This is a genomic window from Microbulbifer weihaiensis, from assembly GCF_048323715.1.
Taxonomy (GTDB): Bacteria; Pseudomonadota; Gammaproteobacteria; order Pseudomonadales; family Cellvibrionaceae; genus Microbulbifer.
Genome location: NZ_JBLWFL010000005.1, coordinates 229195 through 249429 on the forward strand (window position 1 = coordinate 229195; position 20235 = coordinate 249429).

15 protein-coding genes are annotated in these 20235 nt (G+C 56.9%); 10 read left to right on the plus strand and 5 right to left on the minus strand.

The genetic code is table 11. From position 1 onward, the window contains the following. Window positions 1-29 precede the first annotated feature (29 nt). The 10 genes from nuoI to nagX all read left to right on the plus strand — a co-directional run bounded on the left by nuoI (window position 30) and on the right by nagX (window position 12839). The gene (gene nuoI, locus ACNKU7_RS07280) at window positions 30-548 is read left to right on the plus strand and encodes an NADH-quinone oxidoreductase subunit NuoI (RefSeq protein ID WP_418296311.1); all 519 of its coding nucleotides are present in this window, start codon (window positions 30-32) and stop codon (window positions 546-548) included. A 25-nt stretch (window positions 549-573) separates the two neighbouring features. Then, the gene (gene nuoJ, locus ACNKU7_RS07285) at window positions 574-1113 is read left to right on the plus strand and encodes an NADH-quinone oxidoreductase subunit J (protein ID WP_418296312.1); all 540 of its coding nucleotides are present in this window, start codon (window positions 574-576) and stop codon (window positions 1111-1113) included. Then, entirely contained in the window at window positions 1103-1426 is a 324-nt protein-coding gene (gene nuoK / locus ACNKU7_RS07290; protein WP_418296313.1) for an NADH-quinone oxidoreductase subunit NuoK, read from the plus strand. The genes nuoJ and nuoK overlap by 11 nt, the downstream gene beginning before the upstream one ends. Before the next feature lies 1 nt (window position 1427). Further along, window positions 1428-3317 (plus strand): NADH-quinone oxidoreductase subunit L, encoded by a 1890-nt coding sequence (gene nuoL / locus ACNKU7_RS07295; protein ID WP_418296314.1) that lies wholly within the window; start codon window positions 1428-1430, stop codon window positions 3315-3317. Next, complete coding sequence (locus ACNKU7_RS07300) at window positions 3314-4876, plus strand: complex I subunit 4 family protein (protein ID WP_418296315.1); 1563 nt, start codon at window positions 3314-3316, stop codon at window positions 4874-4876. The genes nuoL and ACNKU7_RS07300 overlap by 4 nt, the downstream gene beginning before the upstream one ends. Beyond that, window positions 4873-6471, plus strand: coding sequence for an NADH-quinone oxidoreductase subunit N (locus ACNKU7_RS07305; RefSeq protein ID WP_418296316.1), 1599 nt, complete (start codon window positions 4873-4875; stop codon window positions 6469-6471). Before ACNKU7_RS07300 ends, ACNKU7_RS07305 begins: the two co-directional genes overlap by 4 nt. Window positions 6472-6550: 79 nt before the next feature. Continuing rightward, window positions 6551-7009 carry a hypothetical protein gene (locus ACNKU7_RS07310; protein WP_418296317.1) on the plus strand — a complete coding sequence of 153 codons (459 nt, stop codon included), beginning with the start codon at window positions 6551-6553 and terminating at the stop codon, window positions 7007-7009. A 348-nt stretch (window positions 7010-7357) separates the two neighbouring features. Then, window positions 7358-10486, plus strand: a complete 3129-nt coding sequence (locus ACNKU7_RS07315; protein ID WP_418296318.1) for a chitinase C-terminal domain-containing protein — start codon at window positions 7358-7360, stop codon at window positions 10484-10486. Between the two features lie 302 nt (window positions 10487-10788). Next, the gene (locus ACNKU7_RS07320) at window positions 10789-11658 is read left to right on the plus strand and encodes a glycoside hydrolase family 16 protein (protein ID WP_418296319.1); all 870 of its coding nucleotides are present in this window, start codon (window positions 10789-10791) and stop codon (window positions 11656-11658) included. 83 nt (window positions 11659-11741) lie between these two features. After that, window positions 11742-12839, plus strand: a complete 1098-nt coding sequence (gene nagX / locus ACNKU7_RS07325; protein ID WP_418296320.1) for a transmembrane glucosamine N-acetyltransferase NagX — start codon at window positions 11742-11744, stop codon at window positions 12837-12839. A 71-nt stretch (window positions 12840-12910) separates the two neighbouring features. Here nagX and mutT read toward each other — a convergent pair whose 3' ends face one another. The 5 genes from mutT to lpxC all read right to left on the minus strand — a co-directional run bounded on the left by mutT (window position 12911) and on the right by lpxC (window position 19706). Continuing rightward, window positions 12911-13324, minus strand: coding sequence for an 8-oxo-dGTP diphosphatase MutT (gene mutT / locus ACNKU7_RS07330; RefSeq protein WP_418296321.1), 414 nt, complete (start codon window positions 13322-13324; stop codon window positions 12911-12913). After that, window positions 13324-14523, minus strand: coding sequence for a bifunctional glutamate N-acetyltransferase/amino-acid acetyltransferase ArgJ (gene argJ, locus ACNKU7_RS07335; RefSeq protein ID WP_418296322.1), 1200 nt, complete (start codon window positions 14521-14523; stop codon window positions 13324-13326). The genes mutT and argJ overlap by 1 nt, the downstream gene beginning before the upstream one ends. A 130-nt stretch (window positions 14524-14653) precedes the next feature. Continuing rightward, the gene (gene secA, locus ACNKU7_RS07340; RefSeq protein ID WP_418296323.1) at window positions 14654-17401 is read right to left on the minus strand and encodes a preprotein translocase subunit SecA; all 2748 of its coding nucleotides are present in this window, start codon (window positions 17399-17401) and stop codon (window positions 14654-14656) included. A gap of 176 nt (window positions 17402-17577) precedes the next feature. Then, window positions 17578-18516 (minus strand): M23 family metallopeptidase, encoded by a 939-nt coding sequence (locus tag ACNKU7_RS07345; RefSeq protein ID WP_418296324.1) that lies wholly within the window; start codon window positions 18514-18516, stop codon window positions 17578-17580. Window positions 18517-18794: 278 nt separating this feature from the next. Then, window positions 18795-19706, minus strand: a complete 912-nt coding sequence (gene lpxC / locus ACNKU7_RS07350; RefSeq protein WP_418296325.1) for a UDP-3-O-acyl-N-acetylglucosamine deacetylase — start codon at window positions 19704-19706, stop codon at window positions 18795-18797. Window positions 19707-20235: the final 529 nt, after the last annotated feature.

Here is a 20235-nt window from a genome sequence, read left to right on the forward strand (position 1 = left end):
GACCGCGGACTACACAAAAGAGTGAACCGATGATTACCAGTGCCCTGCGCAGCCTGTGGCTGGTATTCCGTCACCTGTTCCGTCGCAATGTCACGGTGCAGTACCCGGATGAACAGCCCTACCTGGCGCCGCGTTACCGCGGGCGCATCGTCCTTACCCGCGACCCCGACGGCGAGGAGCGCTGTGTGGCCTGCAACCTGTGCGCAGTGGCCTGCCCCCCGGACTGTATCTCCCTGCAAAAAACCGAAGATCCCGACGGCCGCTGGCGAGCAGAGTTTTTCCGCATCAATTTCAGCCGCTGCATCATGTGCGGTCTGTGCGAGGACGCCTGCCCGACCTATGCCATTCAGCTGACACCGGATTTTGAAATGTGCGAATACGACCGCCAAAACCTTGTATATGAAAAGGAAGACCTTCTGATTGAGGGGCCCGGAAAATACCACGAGTACAATTTTTATCGGGTCGCCGGCAAGGCGATCGCGGGCAAGGACAAGGGTGAGGCCCAAGGCGAAGCAGAGCCGGTGAACATACGCAGCCTCAACCTCTGACTTACAGGAGATACCCGCATCCACTATGGAACACAGCGCCTTTTATTTCACAGCGACGATTGCCGTGGTCGCCACCGCGATGGTGATCGTCACCCGCAATGCGGTTCACGGACTGCTCTATCTGGTTGTGTCTTTCCTCGCCTGTGCGGTGATTTTCTACCAGCTGGGCGCAGCCTTTGCTGCTGCCCTCGAGGTCATCGTCTACGCCGGTGCGATCCTGGTGCTGATGGTATTTGTGATCATGCTCCTCAATCAGCGCAAAGCGGCGGTGCAACAGGAAACCGACTGGCTGCGCGGGGAAAACTGGCTTGGTCCGGCCATCCTGTCCGCTCTGCTGCTGTCACAGCTGTTGTTTTTCATCTGGGGAGACATCACAGGTGTCTCCGCTTCCGATGTTTCCCCCGCGGTTGCCCCCAAGGCGGTGGGCCTCGCCCTGTTCGGAAAGTATCTGCTTGCCGTGGAACTGGCTTCGCTGCTTTTGCTTGCCGCGTTGGTGGGCGCCACGCATCTGGCCCGCCGCACGGGAAATTCCTCCAACCTGCGGGAGACCGCCGATGACACCTGAATTCGTCGCACCGATTTCCGTCAGTCAGGGGCTGGGGTTCGCCGCCATTCTATTCTGTCTTGGTCTCGCCGGGCTGCTACTGCGGCGCAATGTTCTGTTCATGTTGATGTGCCTGGAAATCTGTACCAACGCGGCGGCACTGGCGTTCGTCGTTGCCGGTGCACAGTGGTCGACACCGGACGGACAGGTCATGTTTGTCTTCATCGTCACGCTTGCCGCCGCGGAAGCGGCTCTGGCGCTGGCGCTGATCCTGCAGTTTTACCGCCACAAACACACGGTCGATATCGACCAGCTCAATGCCATGCGGGGCTGACATGGCGATGCTCCTGTGGTGGATTCCGCTCCTGCCACTGCTGGGCTTTGTGGCACTAAGCTGCGTACCGTTGTGGCTGCAGCGCGAACCTTCGGAAAAATTCTGCGCGGTAATCGGCGTCGGCAGTGTCGGTCTTGCAGCGCTATCAACCGCTGGTTTGTGTGTGCAGTTTCTCGCTGGCGAATCCCGTCCGATTCGGATCCGGCTATGGCGCTGGTTACAGATTTCCGATGGCGACTACCCGCTGCAACTGGATTTTGCCTTCCACGTAGATGCGCTGACCCTGGTAATGCTGAGTGTCATCACCGGCGTCGGTTTTTTAATTCACCTGTATTCCGCTGCATATATGCGCGGAGACGACAGCTACCGGCGATATTTCGCTTACCTGAACCTATTTGTGTTTTCGATGCTGATACTGGTTCTGGCGGATAACCTTGTACTGCTGTATCTCGGCTGGGAGGGTGTCGGGTTATGCAGTTACCTGCTGATTGGTTTCTGGTACCGCAACCCGGATAACGGGCGTGCCGCGCGCAAGGCGTTTATCGTGACGCGGGTGGGCGATACCGCCTTGCTGGTCGGACTATTCCTGCTGCTGAGGGAATTCCATACGCTCGCATTGCCACCGTTGATGAACGCTGTGCGCTCCCCCGGCGCGGATCCGCAGATCCTCACACTGGCGGCGCTGCTGCTGCTTGGCGGCGCGCTGGGGAAGTCGGCGCAGCTGCCCCTGCAGACCTGGCTGCCGGATGCCATGGCCGGTCCCACGCCGGTCAGCGCACTGATTCATGCCGCCACTATGGTCACTGCCGGCGTCTACCTGGTGGCGCGCTGCCACGAGCTGTTCCTGCGCTCTGAAGTTGCCATGCTGGCAACAGCGACCCTCGGCACCTTGACACTGCTGCTGGCCGGTCTCAGTGCTCTGGCACAAACCGACATCAAGCGGGTACTGGCCTACTCCACTATCAGCCAGCTGGGTTATATGTTCCTGGCCCTCGGCGCCGGCGCCTTTTCCGCAGCCATTTTCCACCTGGTGACCCACGCCTTTTTCAAGGCGCTACTGTTTCTCGCCGCGGGCGTAGTCATCCTGAGCCTGCATCACGAGCAGGATATGCGCACGATGGGCGGCCTCAGAAAAAAATTACCGCTGGTATTTGCGGTGTTTGTCGTCGGGTGCGCCGCACTGGCCGCCCTCCCGCTGACTTCCGGTTTTTTCAGCAAAGAGCAAATTCTGGCGCAGACCTGGGATATGTTCGGCGGCACAAATCCATTCTGGCTCGGCGGTGTCACCGGCGCGCTCGTAACCGGAATGTACAGCGCGCGCTTACTGACTCAGGTTTTTTTCGGTGCAGAGGGCAGCGCCAGCCGGCACTGTCGCAGTGCGATGGGGCCGGCGATGACGATCCCACTGGTAGTTCTGGCACTACTCGCGCTGGTGGGCGGTGCTCTCCCACTGCACCTCGACAGCGTGTTTGGCAGCGCCGGCGATCATCAGGTACCCGGCCCGGCGCAATGGGTTGCCGCAGCGGCCCCCGTGTGCGGCATCCTGGTTTGGCTCCTGATCCGGGTTGCGACCGCTCGTTCCCATCGGCGTGCAAAAGAACTGCAGGGTTTTCGCATCTCTCGCATGTTGCACGCATGGTCTAAAGCCGGTTGGGGATTTGATCGCCTCTACCAGATCCTGCTTGTTGAGCCCATTCACTGGGCGGCCAGAGCCAACCGAAACGATTTTGTGGATAAGTGTTATGCCGGTATCAGCCGCGCTTGCCTGACTATGCACGTTTGGTTGAGCGAATCGCAATCTGGCCTGTTGCGAAGCTATCTTACGGCGATTGCCGCCGGAGTAGTTGGGGCACTATGCCTTATCCTGCTGATCTCGGCGGTGTATGTATGACATTGCTTCTGATCATTGTGCTCTTGCTGGCAGCCGCGCTTCTGAGCTGTGCTGTGGAAAAAGTTCGTCCGGGGAGCAGCCGCGCACTCGCCATCCTGAGCCTGCTTCTCGCTGCCGCCCTGTTGTGCAGCTACTTGCCCGCAGCGCAGCTTTCCACTGCATCCGGTTTACTTTCCGAGGCCTGGTGGGATCAACTGGACTGGGCCTGGATTCCGCGCTTTGGTATCCGCTTTCACCTGGCCATCGATGGACTCGGTTTTCTGATGCTCGCGCTGACCCTCGGCACGGGCCTGTTCGGGTTGTGGATAACACCCGGGCAGATCAAGGTCCGCACGGGCTTTTTCCACTGCAATTACCTTTTGACCATTGCCGGCGTTGTCGGTGTTTTTGCCGCCGTGGATCTGTTCCTGTTTTTCTTTTTCTGGGAAGTCATGCTTATTCCCATGTTTCTGCTGATCGCTATCTGGGGTTATGAAGACAGAAGCCGGGCGGCCATCAAATTTTTTATATTTACCCAGGCCAGCAGCCTGTTGATGCTGGCCGCCATCGTCGCCCTGGTCTATGTCAATTTCCTTCAGCGGGGAGAAATCACTTTCTCCCTGCAGCAACTGCTGCTTGCCGAGATACCGCTGCAAATCCAATACTGGCTGATGCTCGGCTTCTTCATTGCGTTCGCGGTAAAGCTTCCCGCAGTACCACTGCATCCCTGGCTGCCCGACGCCCATACCCAGGCGCCCACAGCAGCGAGTATTCTGCTCGCGGCGGTGTTGCTCAAGACCGGCGCCTACGGCCTGCTGCGCTTTACACTCCCACTGTTCCCCGATGCCTGCAGAATTTACGCCCCGGCGGCTATCGCTATCGGCGTAGTAGGCGTCCTTTACGGCGCTTTGGGCGCTTACGCCCAGCGGGATGTCAAACGACTGGTGGCCTATTCCAGTGTCAGCCATATGGGTTTCGTTCTGCTGGGCCTCTTTGCTGGCAACACCACTGCAATCCTCGGCGCTGTCATACTGATGATGGCCCATGGTCTCAGTAGCGCCGCACTGTTCGGACTCGTCGGCAAGTTGCAGCAACGCTTTCACAGTAGAGACATTCGCGATATGAGCGGCTTGTGGGCAACACTGCCGCGACTCTCAGCGACGGCGCTGGTCTTTGTGATGGCCGCTATAGGACTGCCGGGGCTGGGCAACTTTGTCGCCGAGTTCCTGACTCTGGCCGGCAGTTTTCGATCCTATCCCTGGCTGACTCTGGTAGCCGCGTCGGGGATCCTTCTCGCTTCGCTGTATGGGCTCAGGCTCCTGCAGAAGGTATTTTTTGGCATCCCCCACTCGGATCAACTGACGGCAGGTATTACCGACCTGTCCCGCAAGGATCTCACGGTATTCGCCGGCGCTGGACTCCTGCTGTTGTGGATAGGGATTTATCCACAACCGCTCCTGTCGCAGGCCAGCGGTTGGGCCAAATTTATCCACAGTCGCTCAGCCGAGCAGGGAACTATTTATATGCCCGCGCAGGATAAGGAGCCGAATTTCGCAGCTGACGGGGCCGATCGCGGATGAGCATTCAGAATATCTCAGCCATTGCCCCACTGATGATATTGAGCGGTGGTATTGTTGCTTTAATGCTGCAGGTGGCCTTTTTTCGCAGCCATCGCGGTGCACTGGCGACCACACTCTGCACGCTAGGAGTAGCAGCCGCGAGTTGTATCTACCTGCTGCACAAGCTGCCGGAAACGGGGCACGCGGTAACCGGACTGCTGCTGGTCGATAGATTCAGCCTGTTCCTTTGCCTCCTCAACCTGTTTATCGCCGTGATCGTATCGGCGCTGGGACTCCATTACCTAAACGCCCGATTGGCAAGCGGCTCGCTAAACGTATCCGCCGGCGACAGCTACCCGGAAGAATTCTACATACTGCTATTACTTGCTGTATTAGGCGGCTGCACCCTGGTCAGTGCCAGTCATTTCGCCAGCTTTTTCCTTGCCCTTGAATTAATAAGTATTTCCTTTTACCCGCTGCTCGCCTTTTCTGTCCATGGCGATCAATCTCCTGAGCGGGATAAAGTCTTGTCTCTCGAATCTGGTCTCAAGTATCTGATGACTTCCGCACTGGCAACCGCGCTGGGCTTGTTTGGTATCGCCCTGGTGTTTTCAGCCAGCGGCTCCCTGGCCATGTTCTCTGTACCGTCTCACGACCACCTGTACCAAGCGGGTATCGTATTATTTTTTGTTGCCATTGCCTTCAAACTGTCGCTGGTGCCGTTTCACTTCTGGACTCCGGATGTTTACCAGGGCGCCCCTACTCCAGTCACTGCACTGCTGGCGACGCTGGGAAAAGGCGCCTTGATTGCGATACTGTTTAAAATTGTCCACAAGCAACAATTACTTGAGCTGCCTGCAATTTACTCTTTCATTGCCGTTATGGCAGCGGCCAGTATGATCATTGGCAATCTGCTGGCGTTGCGTCAGCAGAATCTGAAACGGTTGCTGGCTTACAGTTCGATCGCGCACCTCGGCTACCTGTTTGTGGCCCTGTTACTGACCGACAGCGGCTTCGGCAGCGAGTCGGTTTCCACCTATCTGGTTGCCTACGTAGTCACGACACTGAGTGCGTTCTCTGTAGTGAGCCTGGTTGCCGACTCCGCTTTCTCGCATACGCCGGGCGGCTCCAGGCCGTTGCAGGATCCCTCCAGAGATCCGTTTCAGCGCATGTATTACCGAGGCCTTCTCTGGCGCGCACCGGCGCTTGCACTGTGTTTCGGCATCGCCCTGCTCTCGCTCGCAGGGATACCACTGACGCTGGGTTTTATCGGCAAATTCTATCTGTTCTCGGCAGGTGTTCAGGGACAAAACTGGTGGCTGCTCAGCGCATTGATTCTCGGCAGTGCCCTGGGGCTCTACTATTACCTCGGATTGATTCTCGATCTGTTACAACGTCCCGGGCCTGCGGAGGCTGATGATACAGGCGAGCAGTCGGCTGACTTCACGATAAACGCTGCCGCATTTCCCCCGGCGGAATATCGAAAAGCCAGTGCAACCGGTCACCCGGCCGATATCGAAAAAACCGGCTGGCTGATTGTGCTGTTATTGACTTTTCTGCTATTGGGACTAGGGATTTATCCCTCGCCCTTGATCAACTGGATAAATGCACTATAACCATAGAGGGAAGTTACTTTCTTCGCCGGATCAATTTGCCGATAACTATAATGAGTTTGTGTAACAGGCAGGCACAGCAATGAAAACATTCAAACAAGCCCACGAAGTCCTTAAAGACGCGCAAAAATTCCATCTGGATATGGCCGGCATTTACCGGCAAATGCAGGAAAAGGCTGAGGATAATCGGACAAAGCTGCTGCTTGAGCATTTGCACGAGCACGAGCTTCGCATGGCAAACAACCTGAAAAATTACGGGGCGGTTGCCCAACACAAAGTGATGCAGACCTGGCTGCAGTACACGCAGGAAGAGTCCGCAAGCCAATTGGTAAAGAACCTTTACCTGAGCGACAAGCCCAGCCTCGAAGAGGTCAACAAACTGGGGCAGGAAGTAGACCGCTATTTTTCCGACCTGTATCACTCCGTTTATGAGTCCATTGAATCCGAGGAAGTCAAAGACGTTTTCGACAATCTCAAGCAGATTCAGGACAAAGAGCGCATCACGCTTTCCAAGGCGACAAACTCTCTGTGGGATATGTAGTACTTGCCCCGATAGACACGCTTCCGGATTCAGTCAGCAACGGGTGATGCCTGTCACCCGGATTTTCAATATCCCCCTCCAATGTAGATGAATATTGCGCCAGATTCCTGGTAAAAGTTCTTGTTGCGTGCGACGCCTACGCCATGCGTTCAGAGTGATGCGCGCCGCAGTTTGAAGGAATAACTAAAAAAATGGCGCATAATTTCTCCATTATTACAGTTTCGTGAAGTTTCTTGGTTGTTTTGATCACTAGCCGTTGCTACTTTTGACAGCGATGTCATTTCATTGGCACAGATGTTCAAGTGTCGTGATTCCAATAAAAATAAACTCCCGCAAGGTGAACAACTTATGCTCAACAACAAGCTAAAGCTTGGCTTTATTGCTGCCGCCATGCTCTCCGCTGGCCACAGCTACGCCGCTGTAGACTGCGATGGTCTTCCCGTGTGGAATGCATCCGGCTCTTACTCCGGTGGCACCCAAGTCCAGTACAACGACAACGCTTACAAAGCCAACTGGTGGACCCAGGGCCAGGATCCAGAATCTCACTCCGGCCAATACCAGGAGTGGAGTCTGGTAGACAGCTGTAGCGGCGGAGTCATTATTAACCCGGTTCCACCGACAGGTTCTATCACCTCACCCGTTGCCGGTTTTTCTGCAACAGAAAATGACAACGTTGTCATAAAGGCCACAGCCAATGACTCCGATGGCCAGGTAACCTCCGTAGCCTTCTACGTCGATGGCGCACTCATCGCCACGGATACCGCAGCGCCCTGGGAAGCTAACTGGACTGCCACTGTGGGCACCCCGGAAATTACCGCGGTAGTGACCGATAATGATGCCCTGACCACAACCACTGCACCGGTTTCCATTACTGTTGAAGCTGAGGTGATTGAAGGTCCGCAGCCACCCTCCGTATCCCTCACAGCGCCCGCGAATGGCTCCAGCCACATCACCGGCGACGCCGTAACCATTTCCGCCTCTGCCAGTGACAGCGACGGTACCGTGACGCAGGTCGAATTCTTTGTGGACGGCAGCCTGATCGCCACCGATACCAGCGCGCCCTACTCCACCAGCTGGACTGCCACGCTCGGCGACCATGTCATTACCGCCGTCGCCACCGACAGTGACGAGCTGACCGCAAGCGCCGAGCGCAATGTTTCCGTCAGCGATGCGACGGATCCCGTGGTCACCGAGTTCCCCTGCCGCCCGGATGGCCTCTACACATCCCCCGGCACTGCGCCCAATTACTGCGCCATTTACGACGCACAGGGCCGTGAAGATATGGGCGCGGATCATCCCCGCCGCATCATCGGTTACTTCACCAGCTGGCGTAACGGTGCCAACGGCCAGCCCAGCTACCTGGTGAAAGACATTCCCTGGGACAAGATCACCCACATCAACTACGCATTTGCCCATGTCGGCAGCGATTACAGCGTTTCCGTCGGCAACACCAGCAACCCGGATAACCCCGCCACCGGTATGGAATGGCCGGGCGTTGCCGGAGCGGAGACCGATCCGGATTACCCCTACAAAGGTCACTTCAACCAGCTGTCCAAGTTCAAGGAGCAGTACCCGGATGTGAAAACCCTGGTATCTGTCGGTGGCTGGGCTGAGACCGGTGGCCATTTCAACGATAACGGCGACCGCGTGGCCGACGGTGGTTTCTACACCATGACCACCAATGCTGACGGCAGCATCAACCACCAGGGTATCGAAGCTTTCGCCAATTCCTCGGTTGAATTCATCCGCAAATACGGCTTCGACGGTGTGGATATCGACTACGAATACCCCACCACCATGAACGATGCCGGCAACCCGCTGGACTTCGGCGTATCCAACCCGCTGCGCGGCTCCCTGATGAAGTCCTATGTCGAGCTGATGCGGGTACTGCGTGAAAAGCTGGATCAGGCAGGTGAAGAGGACGGCACCCACTACATGCTGACCATCGCTTCCCCGTCTTCCGGCTACCTGCTGCGCGGTATGGAAACCATGCAGATCACCCAGTACCTGGATTACGTCAACATCATGACCTACGACCTGCACGGTGCGTGGAACGAATATGTTGGCCACAACTCAGCACTGTTCGACAACGGCAACGACCCGGAACTGGCCGCAGCCAGCGTGTACAGCACTTCCCAGTACGGCGGTATCGGCTACCTGAACATCGACTGGGCGGTGAAGTACTTCCGCGGTTCCATGTCCGCAGGCCGGATCAATGTGGGCATCCCCTACTACACCCGCGGCTGGCAGGGCGTGACCGGTGGCACCAATGGCCTCGGCGGCTCTGCAGCACTGCCGAACCAGTCTGACTGCCCCACCGGCACCGGCGGCTCCGCCAAGTGCGGCTACGGCGCCATTGGCATCGACAACATGTGGCACGACCTGGACGAAAATGGCGTTGAAATGGGCGCGGGTTCCAACCCGATGTGGCACGCCAAGAACCTTGAAAATGGCATCCTCGGCAGCTACATCACCGACTACGGTCTCGACCCGGCCAATGATCCGGACGACGCTCTGGTTGGAACTTATGTGCGCAACTACGACAGCGTTTCCGAAGCCCCGTGGCTGTGGAATGCTGAAAAAGGTGTGTACATCTCCACCGAAGACGAAGAGTCCATGGCAGCCAAGGTTCAGTACGTGATCGACCAGGGTGTGGGCGGCATCATGTTCTGGGAGCTGGCCGGCGACTACGACTGGAACGCGGCCACTGGTGAGTACTACATGGGTGACACCCTGACGACTCTCGCCTATGACAAGTTCGCCAATGCCTCGAAGTACCGGGAACTGCGCACCGATCGTGTCGTACCGGAAGAAGCCTTGAACATCGACATCAAGGTCACCGATTTCAAACTGGGTGATCAGAACTACCCGCTGAACCCGAAGCTGTACATCACCAACAATACCGGTGGCACTCTGCCCGGTGGCACGGTGTTCGAGTTCGACATGCCGACCTCCACCTCCAATATCATCACCGATCAGAGTGGTGCTGGCCTGGAAGTGATTGAAGACGGAGCCAACGCCGGCGGCGGTAACGTGGGCGGCCTGGAAAATGAATTCCACCGCGTACGCTTCAGCCTCCCGGCGTGGCAGAACCTGGCAGACGGTGAAACCTGGGACATGACCCTGAATTACTACCTCCCGGTTTCCGGCCCTCAGGCATATACCGCAACCGTGAACGGCACCACTTATGCACTGGCCTTTGAATACCCGGATCTGCCGGTAGCACAGCTGGCAGATGGTGGAAGTTCAAGTGGCGGTAGCTCCAGCGGTGGCAGCAGTGGCGGAAGTGGCACAACCTGCACCGATGCCGGCGTTGATACTTCCGCACTGGTGACCTACCCGGAGTGGCCGCGCAGCAACCACGCGGCAAGCGGCGACCAGATCATCCACAACGGTTCTGTATTCAAGGCCAACTGGTGGACCCAGTCTGAACCCAGCACTACCGATGGCAGCTGGACGCTGGTCTGCTCACTCTAAACAGGATAAAAACTGAATCCATCGGCCGGTTAAACACCGGCCAACTCTCACAGGATGGATATTGAAGTTTCTCTCTGCGTTGTGACTGATAGGAAATGCTCCTATTTTTGCCCCGGTTTTTACCGGGGCTTTTTTCGTTTTAATCCGTTACTTTTCGGCCACCTCATCAGTAAGGAAATACCATGAAGTACCTTCGCCAACGGCTAATACTGTCAATTGCCGCTGCAGCCTGCACTAGCTTGCTCAGCGCCTGCGGAAATGAAACCGGGTCGCTGAAGGCAAGTTCCGGTAAAAACACATCCGTGCAATCAAAATCCGCAGTGCCTGCACAACCGACCAATATCTTTTTCGACGACTTCTCTTATGGTTCGTTTGCAGATATGCGAAATAACCAGTGGAAAGCCCGGACCGAAACCGGACACCCCGGTGTTCCTGGCGCACGCTGGTCGGATGAAGGAATAAGTTTTCTGGCAGACCAGGACAACCCCGGCAATACCCTGTTGCGCATGACGTCTTCTACCGATGGTACCGGTGAAAATACCAATCACACCCAGTTTTGCCACCAGCGCAAATATCTCTCCGGCACTTACGCCGCCCGGGTATTCTTCCGTGACGAGCCAACGTCCGGCCCGGACGGCGATCAGATTGTCGAGACTTTCTATACCATCAGCCCGCTAAACGCACCGATGGATCCCAATTACAGCGAAATGGATTTCGAATACCTGGCCAATGGCGGCTGGGGTGAACCCGACAACGCTCTTTTTGCCACCAGCTGGGAAACATTCAAGCTGGATCCATTTATCAAGGACAACGAGTTCACCACGAAACCGGGAAGCTTTGCCGGCTGGCACACACTGGTGTTGCAAGTTGCCGATGGCAAGGTTCGCTATTTTGTCGATGGCGAGCAGTTTGCCGAGCACAGCGAAAAGGTATATCCAGAAGAGCCCATGTCCATCAACTTTAATCTCTGGTTTACCGATGAGGGGCTCATCGACTCCAGTGAGTCCCGAACTTATCAACAGGACGTGGACTGGGTGTACCACAATGCAGAACATGTGCTGAGCCCGGCGGAAGTGGACAGCGCAATCGACGCCCTGCGTGCGGATAAGGTAGCATTCACCGACACTGTGCCGGCTTGGGAGCCGAAACTGGAATCTCCCTGCGGTCTTTGACTATCCGCATGAATCGCTCACTGCAGCGGCCGGGTACCCATTGCCCGGCCGCTGACAACTGACTGAATATTGAAGTAGTTATTATGGTCAATAAAAAACAACGCCTCGCATCAGTAGATGCTTTGCGCGGATTCGACATGTTCTGGATCATCGGCGGAGAAGCCCTTTTCCTGCCGCTATTCGCGCTCACGGGCTGGTCCATCTTCCAGTTCGGGCACGGCCAGATGCAGCACACCCAGTGGCATGGCTTCAGCTTCTACGACCTGATTTTCCCACTGTTCATTTTTCTTTCCGGTGTCACCCTGGGTCTGGCAAACAAGTCTCTGCGGGGTCTGCCCATTAGTGACCGCGCACCGGTATACCGCAAGGCTGTCAAACGCCTGGTGCTGCTCATAGCGCTCGGCGTGCTCTACAACCACGGCTGGGGCACGGGCATTCCCGCTGATCCCGGCGAGATCCGCTACGCCAGCGTGCTGGCTCGTATCGGCATTGCCTGGTTTGTAGCAGCAATGATCGTGTGGCACTGCGGGATCCGCACCCAATATGTCATCGCTGCCAGTATCTTGATTGGTTACTGGATCCTGCAGGTAAGTGTTGGCTCACTCACACCGGCCGGTTCGGTGAATGCCTGGGTAGACCAGCATATGCTGCCAGGCATTACCTATCAGCATCGCCCCTATGACCCCGAGGGGGTTCTGTCTACCATTCCCGCCATCCTCAACGCCCTGGGCGGCGTCTTTGCCGGCCGCTGGCTGGCGAGCCATAGCGGCGATCACAAAGCGATCCTCCGCGGGCTGTTTATCGCGGCGGCAGCCTGTCTGCTCGCGGGCTATCTCTGGCACTGGGTTTACCCGGTGAACAAGGAGTTGTGGACGAGCTCTTTTGTACTGGTCACCGTAGGCAGCTGCCTCCTGTTGCTGGGCCTCTTCTACCTGGTGGTGGATATGTGGCACTGGCAAGCGTTCACTTACTTTTTCTCGGTGATCGGCTGCAACGCCATTCTGGTTTACCTGGGCACCAGCCTAGTGAACTGGGTGTACACCAGCAAGAGCTTCTTCGGCGGAATCGCAGCGGCTTTGCCGGAGGCCGGTGGTGCGCTGGTGATCGCCTGCGGTGTCATCTTGTTCCAGTGGCTGGTACTGCGCTTCCTGTACAAGCGCAATATCTTTATTAGCCCCTAAAACTTTACAGGAGTGCCAGCGGGCCTGCCCGCTGGCAAAGTGAGGGGGCTGCGCCCGGCAGCCCCTGAGACCTAGCAGAACCGGGCTTGTACCGCCTCAACAATCGGCTGGTTCGCATCGGGAAAATGGTAAGCGGAAAGATCGGCCGCACTGACCCAGGCCAGTTCCTGCCCCTCGACTCCGCGGGCTTCGCCAATAAACTCGACAATACACCAGGTATCCAGAAACACCTGCTTCTCGCCGTAATCGTGGCGAACCTCAATCAGCTTTTCCAGCCTCAATACTTCAATGTCCAGCTCTTCAAGCAGTTCCCGTGTCATGGCCTGCTGAACCGTTTCCCCGGCTTCAACCTTGCCACCGGGAAACTCCCAGCGCCCGCCCATATGTAAATGGTCCGGGCGCTTAGCCAACAGGATGCGGCCGTCAGGAGCCAATATCACCCCAACAGCCACATGCACACTCTTCTTCTGTGAAGGCTCAGACATCAGGTGCGGTACTCCGCATTGATGGTCACGTATTCATGGGAAAAGTCACAGGTCCAGATATGTTCGCAGGCACTGCCCCGTTGCAGATCCACGGTAATAGTGAAATCTGCCTGCGCGAACACCTTCTTGCCAGCCTCTTCGGTATACCCTTCCGCACGGCCGCCATTTTCTACGATCTGTGTTTCATCGAGGAAGATACTTACCTTGCCAGTATCCAGGTCTTCGATGCCGGCATTTCCCACCGCCATCACCAGACGCCCCCAGTTGGGATCTGATGCGTACAGTGCGGTCTTCACCAGCGGAGACTCGCCGATTTCAAAAGCAACCGCCAGCGCCTCTTTGCTGCTCGCTGCGTTGTTCACCTGTACCGTCACAAATTTGGTCGCACCCTCACCATCGCGCACGATCGCCTGGGCCAGCTCGATATGAACCTCTTCCAGCGCCGCCTTCAGCCGCAGGAAGTCGTCGCTGGCCTCGTCATCAATCATTTTGCCAGTGGCGCCACTGGCAATCAGTACACAGGCATCGTTGGTCGACGTATCGCCATCGATGCTGATGCGATTAAACGACGCCGCAACCACCTCTTTTACCAGCCGATCCAGAAGTGGCTGCGCAACCGCCGCATCTGTTGCCACATAGGCCAGCATGGTTGCCATATTCGGCTGGATCATGCCGGCGCCCTTGGCGATACCTGCAATCACTACGCGCTCACCGCCGATCTCGACATGGCGCGACGCGGTTTTAGGACGGGTATCTGTGGTCATGATGGCCCGCGACGCCGCATCCCAACCGTCGGCCACGAGACTGGTTACCGCTGCAGGAATCGCATCCAGGATCTTTTGCACTGGTAAGTGCTCACCAATTACACCGGTACTGAATGGCAGCACCTGTTGCGGCTCCAGCTGCAATGCAGACGCCACGCCCGCACAACACTGGCGGGCGTTTTCCAGCCCTTTATCTCCGGTTGCCGCATTGGCGTTGCCCGCGTTGATGAGCAATGCGCGAATCCCGCCCCGGGCGATATGTTCCTTCGCCACGATTACGGGCGCCGCACAAAATGCATTCTGGGTAAATGTTGCGGCAACGCTCGCGCCTTCCGCTATTTCGATCAACAGCAGGTCATCCCGCTGCCATTTCTTGATGTGGGCCGGAACAGAAGCCAAACGAATTCCGGGAACCTGTGGCAGGGACTGCGCCATGAACATCGCCTTTTCAATATGTGGATGAAAAGCCGGATTATATAAACCGTACCCCGCAAACAAAAAGGCCCACTGACAACAGTGGGCCTTTTTGATGATTATGCGACCTGCATCCAGGCCCGCAGCGAGATCACGGCGCGGTAGACGATGTCAGTTTGCCGTGACACTGCTTGTACTTCTTCCCTGAGCCGCAAGGACAGGGATCATTGCGCCCCACTTTTGGCCCGCGGCGCATTGCGGCCTGGGGATCCCCCGCCTCGGCAGATTCAGCCTCTGGCATTGCCGACGCCTGCGCGTGTTGCAGCTCCAGCTGCTGGCGGCGCTGCGCTTCCAGGCGACGCTGCTCCATCTCTTCCATCTGCTCACGGGTCATCGGCTCTACGTGGGCCAGTACCCGAACCACCTCGTGTTTGAGATTGTCCAGCATGCTCTGGAACAGGTGGAAAGACTCGCGCTTGAATTCCTGCTTCGGATTCTTGTTCGCGTAAGCACGCAAGCCAATACCCGCACGCAGGTGATCCATGCTCGACAGGTGTTCTTTCCACAGCTGATCCAGTACCTGCAACATGACCTGGCGCTCGATCGTAGGCATCAGGTTTTCATCGCCGGTGGACTGAGCAATACGCTCCAGTTTCTGGCTGTAAGCCTCCTGGGCTGCCGTGACGATTTTCGCGCGCAGGCTTTCTTCGTGCAGGGTGCGGTCTTCATCCAGCCACTGCTGAATCGGCAGCTGCAGGCCCAGCTCGCCGGCGAGCTGCTTTTCAAGGCCCGGAACATCCCACTGCTCTTCAACGCTGTGCGGTGGAACAAAACCGGAAATCAGCTCATTTACCACATCGTCACGTATCGCGGCGATTGTGTCAGTGATGGTTTCCGCTTCCAGGAGTTCGTTGCGCTGCGCGTAAATAACCTGGCGCTGATCGTTGGCCACGTCATCGTATTCCAGCAGCTGCTTGCGGATGTCAAAGTTGCGGCCTTCCACACGGCGCTGCGCCTTTTCAATCGCATTGGACACCATGCGGTGCTCAATCGCCTCACCGCGCTCCATGCCCAGCATCTGCATAAAGTTCTTCACCCGGTCAGAGGCGAAGATACGCATCAGGTTGTCTTCCAGCGACAGGTAGAAGCGCGTCACACCCGGGTCGCCCTGGCGGCCGGCACGGCCACGCAACTGGTTATCGATACGGCGGGACTCGTGGCGTTCGGTACCAATGATGTGCAGGCCGCCGGCCTCAATCACGGTATCGTGGCGCTTCTGCCAGTCGGCCTTGATGGCCGCGATTTCTTCCGCTGTTGCCTCGCGCTCTTCGCGCTCCTGCAACTCCTCCAATTCAGCTTCCCAGTTACCACCGAGCACAATATCGGTACCCCGGCCCGCCATATTGGTGGCGATGGTTACCGTGCCCGGGCGGCCTGCCTGAGCAATGATTTGCGCTTCTCTTTCGTGGAACTTGGCGTTCAGTACCTGGTGGTCGATCTTCGCCTTCTGCAGCAGTCGCGACATTTCTTCAGAGGTCTCGATCGAGGCGGTTCCCACCAGAATCGGCGCTTTCTTGTCTCGACAGTACTTGATGTCCTCAATGATCGCTTCGAGCTTTTCTTCCTTGGTCAGGTAAACCAGGTCGTTGAGATCTTCCCGCTGTTTGGGCTTGTTGGTGGGAATCACCACTACATCCAGGCCGTAAATCTGACGGAACTCAAAGGCCTCAGTGTCCGCAGTACCGGTCATACCGGAAAGCTTGGGATAGAAGCGGAACAGGTTCTGGAAAGTGGTCGATGCCAGGGTCTGGCTCTCGCTCTGAATCTGCACATTCTCCTTCGCCTCCAGCGCCTGGTGCAGGCCCTCGGAAAGGCGACGCCCCGGCATGGTGCGGCCGGTATGCTCGTCGATCAGGACGACCTGGCCATTCTGCACGATGTAGTCCACATCTTTGTTGAACAGCACGTGTGCACGCAGTGCCGCATTGACGTGGTGCAACAGACCGAGATTACCCGGCGCATAGAGGGATTCGTCTTCTTTCAGCAGCCCCATGCGAACCAGGAGATCCTCGATCAGCTGGTGGCCTTCTTCTGACATTTCCACCTGGCGGGTCTTCTCGTCCACGGTGTAATGACCTTCACCACCTTCCTCGGCACGCTCCAGCTGGGGAACCAGCTTGTTCATGGCCATGTACAGGTGCGAGGAGTCTTCCGCGGCGCCGGAAATGATCAGGGGCGTACGCGCCTCGTCGATCAGGATCGAGTCCACTTCGTCGACGATGGCGAAATTCTGCGGGCGCTGCACACGATCTTCCTTGCGCAGCACCATGTTGTCGCGCAGGTAATCGAAGCCAAACTCGTTGTTGGTGCCGTAGGTAATGTCGGCCTGATAGGCCGCCTGCTTGTCATGCGGGTGCTGCTGGGAGATCACGACACCGACGCTCAGCCCCAGAAATTCGTAGACGGGACGCATCCAGTTGGCGTCACGGGCCGCCAGGTAGTCGTTGACCGTAACGATGTGCACGCCCTTGCCCTCCAGGGCATTCAGGTAGGCCGGCAGGGTCGCTACCAACGTCTTGCCCTCACCGGTACGCATCTCGGCAATGCGCCCTTCGTGCAATGTCATACCACCGATCATCTGCACATCAAAATGGCGCATGCCCAGCGTACGGGCACTGGCTTCACGCACAGCGGCAAATGCCTCTGGCAGCAGCTGATCCAGGGTCTCGCCATTCGCCAGACGCTGCTTGAAATCGTCAGTTTTGGCTTTCAGTGCGGCGTCATCCAGCGCCTTGTATTCCTCTTCCCACGCGTTGATCTTGGCGACCACTTTGCGCATGCGCTTGAGTTCGCGGTCATTTTTTGAACCGAAGACCGTTTTTATAAGTTTGCCAATCATTATTCAGAAACCACATTAATGCTGAGTATGCCCGCGGAGAGTCACCGCAGGGGCCCTGCGAAGGATGCAAGTAAACAGGAAGGCGCCAACGGCCGCAACTCCTGCGGAAACTTGAGCGCTCCCACAGAAGCAACGGGCGCCAAAGACGCCAGTCGCGCAATGATAGAGAATAGTTGTTATCTGCCAGTGCGGCGGATATAGGTGGCGGGGTCTACAGGACGGTTGTTCTTATAGACTTCGAAATGCACATGAGGGCCTGTGGAGCGGCCGCTTGAGCCCATGAGGGCGATTACCTGCCCCTTTTTGACCACATCCCCCAGCTTGACCTTGATCTCGCTGTTGTGGCCGTAACGGGTGGTATAGCCGTTACCGTGGTTGATTTCGACGAGCTGACCGTAACCGGAGCGGCTTTCCGCCCAGGTCACTACACCGGCGGCAACCGACACAACATCCGAGCCATTCTTTCCGGCAAAATCGACACCTTTGTGCCAGGAACGTCGGCCGCTGAACGGGTCAGTTCGGTAACCATAGCGGGAGGACATCCAACCGCGGGTAATCGGGCGCCCCGCGATAAACTGCTCATCCTGCAGCTGACGACGCGCCATCAGGGACTCCAATGTGGAGAGCTGCATCTGGCGGTCTTCAATCTGGTCAGACAGATCCCCGATGACGTCCAGGAACTCTGGCGGCTGGTATGGCAGCTCACTGGCACCGGAAATCCCCGGATCCTCAGGGCCCCCAACGGCGGGCATGGTACCAAACTGGAACTCACCCTCATCCAGCTTGGCAATGGTGGTAAGACGTTCACCAAGTGCGTCGAGACGGGTCAGGCGGGCCTGCATCTCTGCCAATTTGACGGTCAGCGCAGTCAACTGCTCGCGGGCCTCGCGATCAGCGTCGTCGATCTGATCCTGCTGCTTGCGCAGCGCCTTATTCCAGGCCTTAACCGCACGGGCGTCAAACAGGTCGGATTCGGCGACCGGCATGTTTGCGCCAAGCCACAAGGCACCCACCGGCAAGCCCAACAGGCAAAGGCCGAGCAATGCTTTGCTCAGCCCGCCAAAATTGAAGCTGCGTGAGACACCACTGCGCTCATTAACCAGAATTACTTTCATATCAGGCGTGCAAGACTTGCGACTATTCGTTGTTTTAATCGTTTTAGCACCGCACTGGTGCAGGGACTGTCGCTTCCTGCTTTGTCCCACGCCTTCCCGCTGGCTGAAGTGCCGCCAATGTATCATTCACCGGCGACGAAAAATCCTTACAAACGCACAGTTTCAGCGCCGCCTTCAATCCAGGCGGAGGCAGGGCTTCCAACCCCTGAATACTGCGTGCGTAAAAAAGCCGGCAATTTTCGTGCCGGCTTTTACTGTTGAGCGCTACCCCTTTTCCCTTACACCGCCAGAATCGGCTTGACGTAAGAGATGGGCGCCTCCTGCTCATCCTCGAAAGTCACCATTTCCCAGGCATCTTCCTGAGCCATGAGGGTACGCAGTGACTTATTGTTCAGCGCGTGGCCTGACTTGAAGGCCTTGAATTCACCGATAACACTGGTACCCAGCAGGTAGAGGTCACCGATGGCATCCAGAATCTTGTGCTTCACGAACTCGTCTTCGTAACGCAATCCGCCTTCATTCAGGATGCGGTACTGATCGATCACGATGGCGTTATCTACGCTACCGCCCTGAACCAGACCTTTGGAACGCAGGTATTCGATTTCGTGCATGAAACCGAAGGTACGCGCACGACTCACTTCTTTGACAAAAGAGGTGCTTGAGAAGTCCACCGAAGAACTCAGGTTGCGTCCCTGGAACACAGGGTGGTCAAAATCGATTGTGAAAGAGACTTTGAAACCATTAAACGGCAGGAAGCTGGCAACTTTATCACCCTCTTCAACCGTAACCGGCTTCTTGATACGCAGGAATTTCTTAGGTGCAGACTGCTCCTGGATACCTGCGGATTGAATCAGGAATACGAATGGGCCCGCGCTGCCATCCATGATCGGGACTTCCTGGGCAGAAAGCTCGATGATGGCATTATCGATACCCAGACCGGCCATCGCCGACAGCAGGTGCTCGACGGTGGCAATACGAACATCACCTTTGACCAGCGTAGTGGACAACAGGGTATCGCCAACATTCTCAGCACGCGCTTCAATCTCAACCACCGGATCCAGGTCGACGCGACGGAACACAATGCCACTGTTTACGGGGGCCGGCTTCAGGGTCAAAACGACCTTTTTACCGGTGTGCAGGCCTACGCCAGTAGCCCGAATAGCGTTTTTGAGAGTGCGCTGTTTGATCATCTATATCCAGGTTCCCATTCGGTGGGCTGCGTCCAAATCGCAGCGAGCCGGCGATACTAACAGAAAATGAGCGCCAAAACCATACACAACCATCCGGTCATGGGCACACTTCTGCTCCAGTCACCTTACCAGCATAGCCCAGCGCGAAGACTCGAGCGCCAGACCAGCACAGATCAGTGGTACAAATTGTACGCTGTTACCGACCAATTCGCGGTTAAATAATGTAAACCCTGTGAAATAATAACCTCCGGTCGCCCCGTGTTGGCTCGCCCGGCCTGAATTCCCCCAATTTTTCCCCAAAAACCACGACCTTCACGGCTCGTTGGCCGCCGGACAACCTGCGTGGCCGGTCATCCGAATTCCACTTGCTTCCACGTTACCGACCTTCCCTGGCGGAAGCACATCAATATACAGCTATTTCCCTGCTGTTACTGTCCTGGCGCCGAGACCTTCAAGCGATCCCGGAGCGGGCAGAGACCCGGCCGCAATAGCCGGGCATGGACATGAGCAGATTCTCCGCCCCACTCCG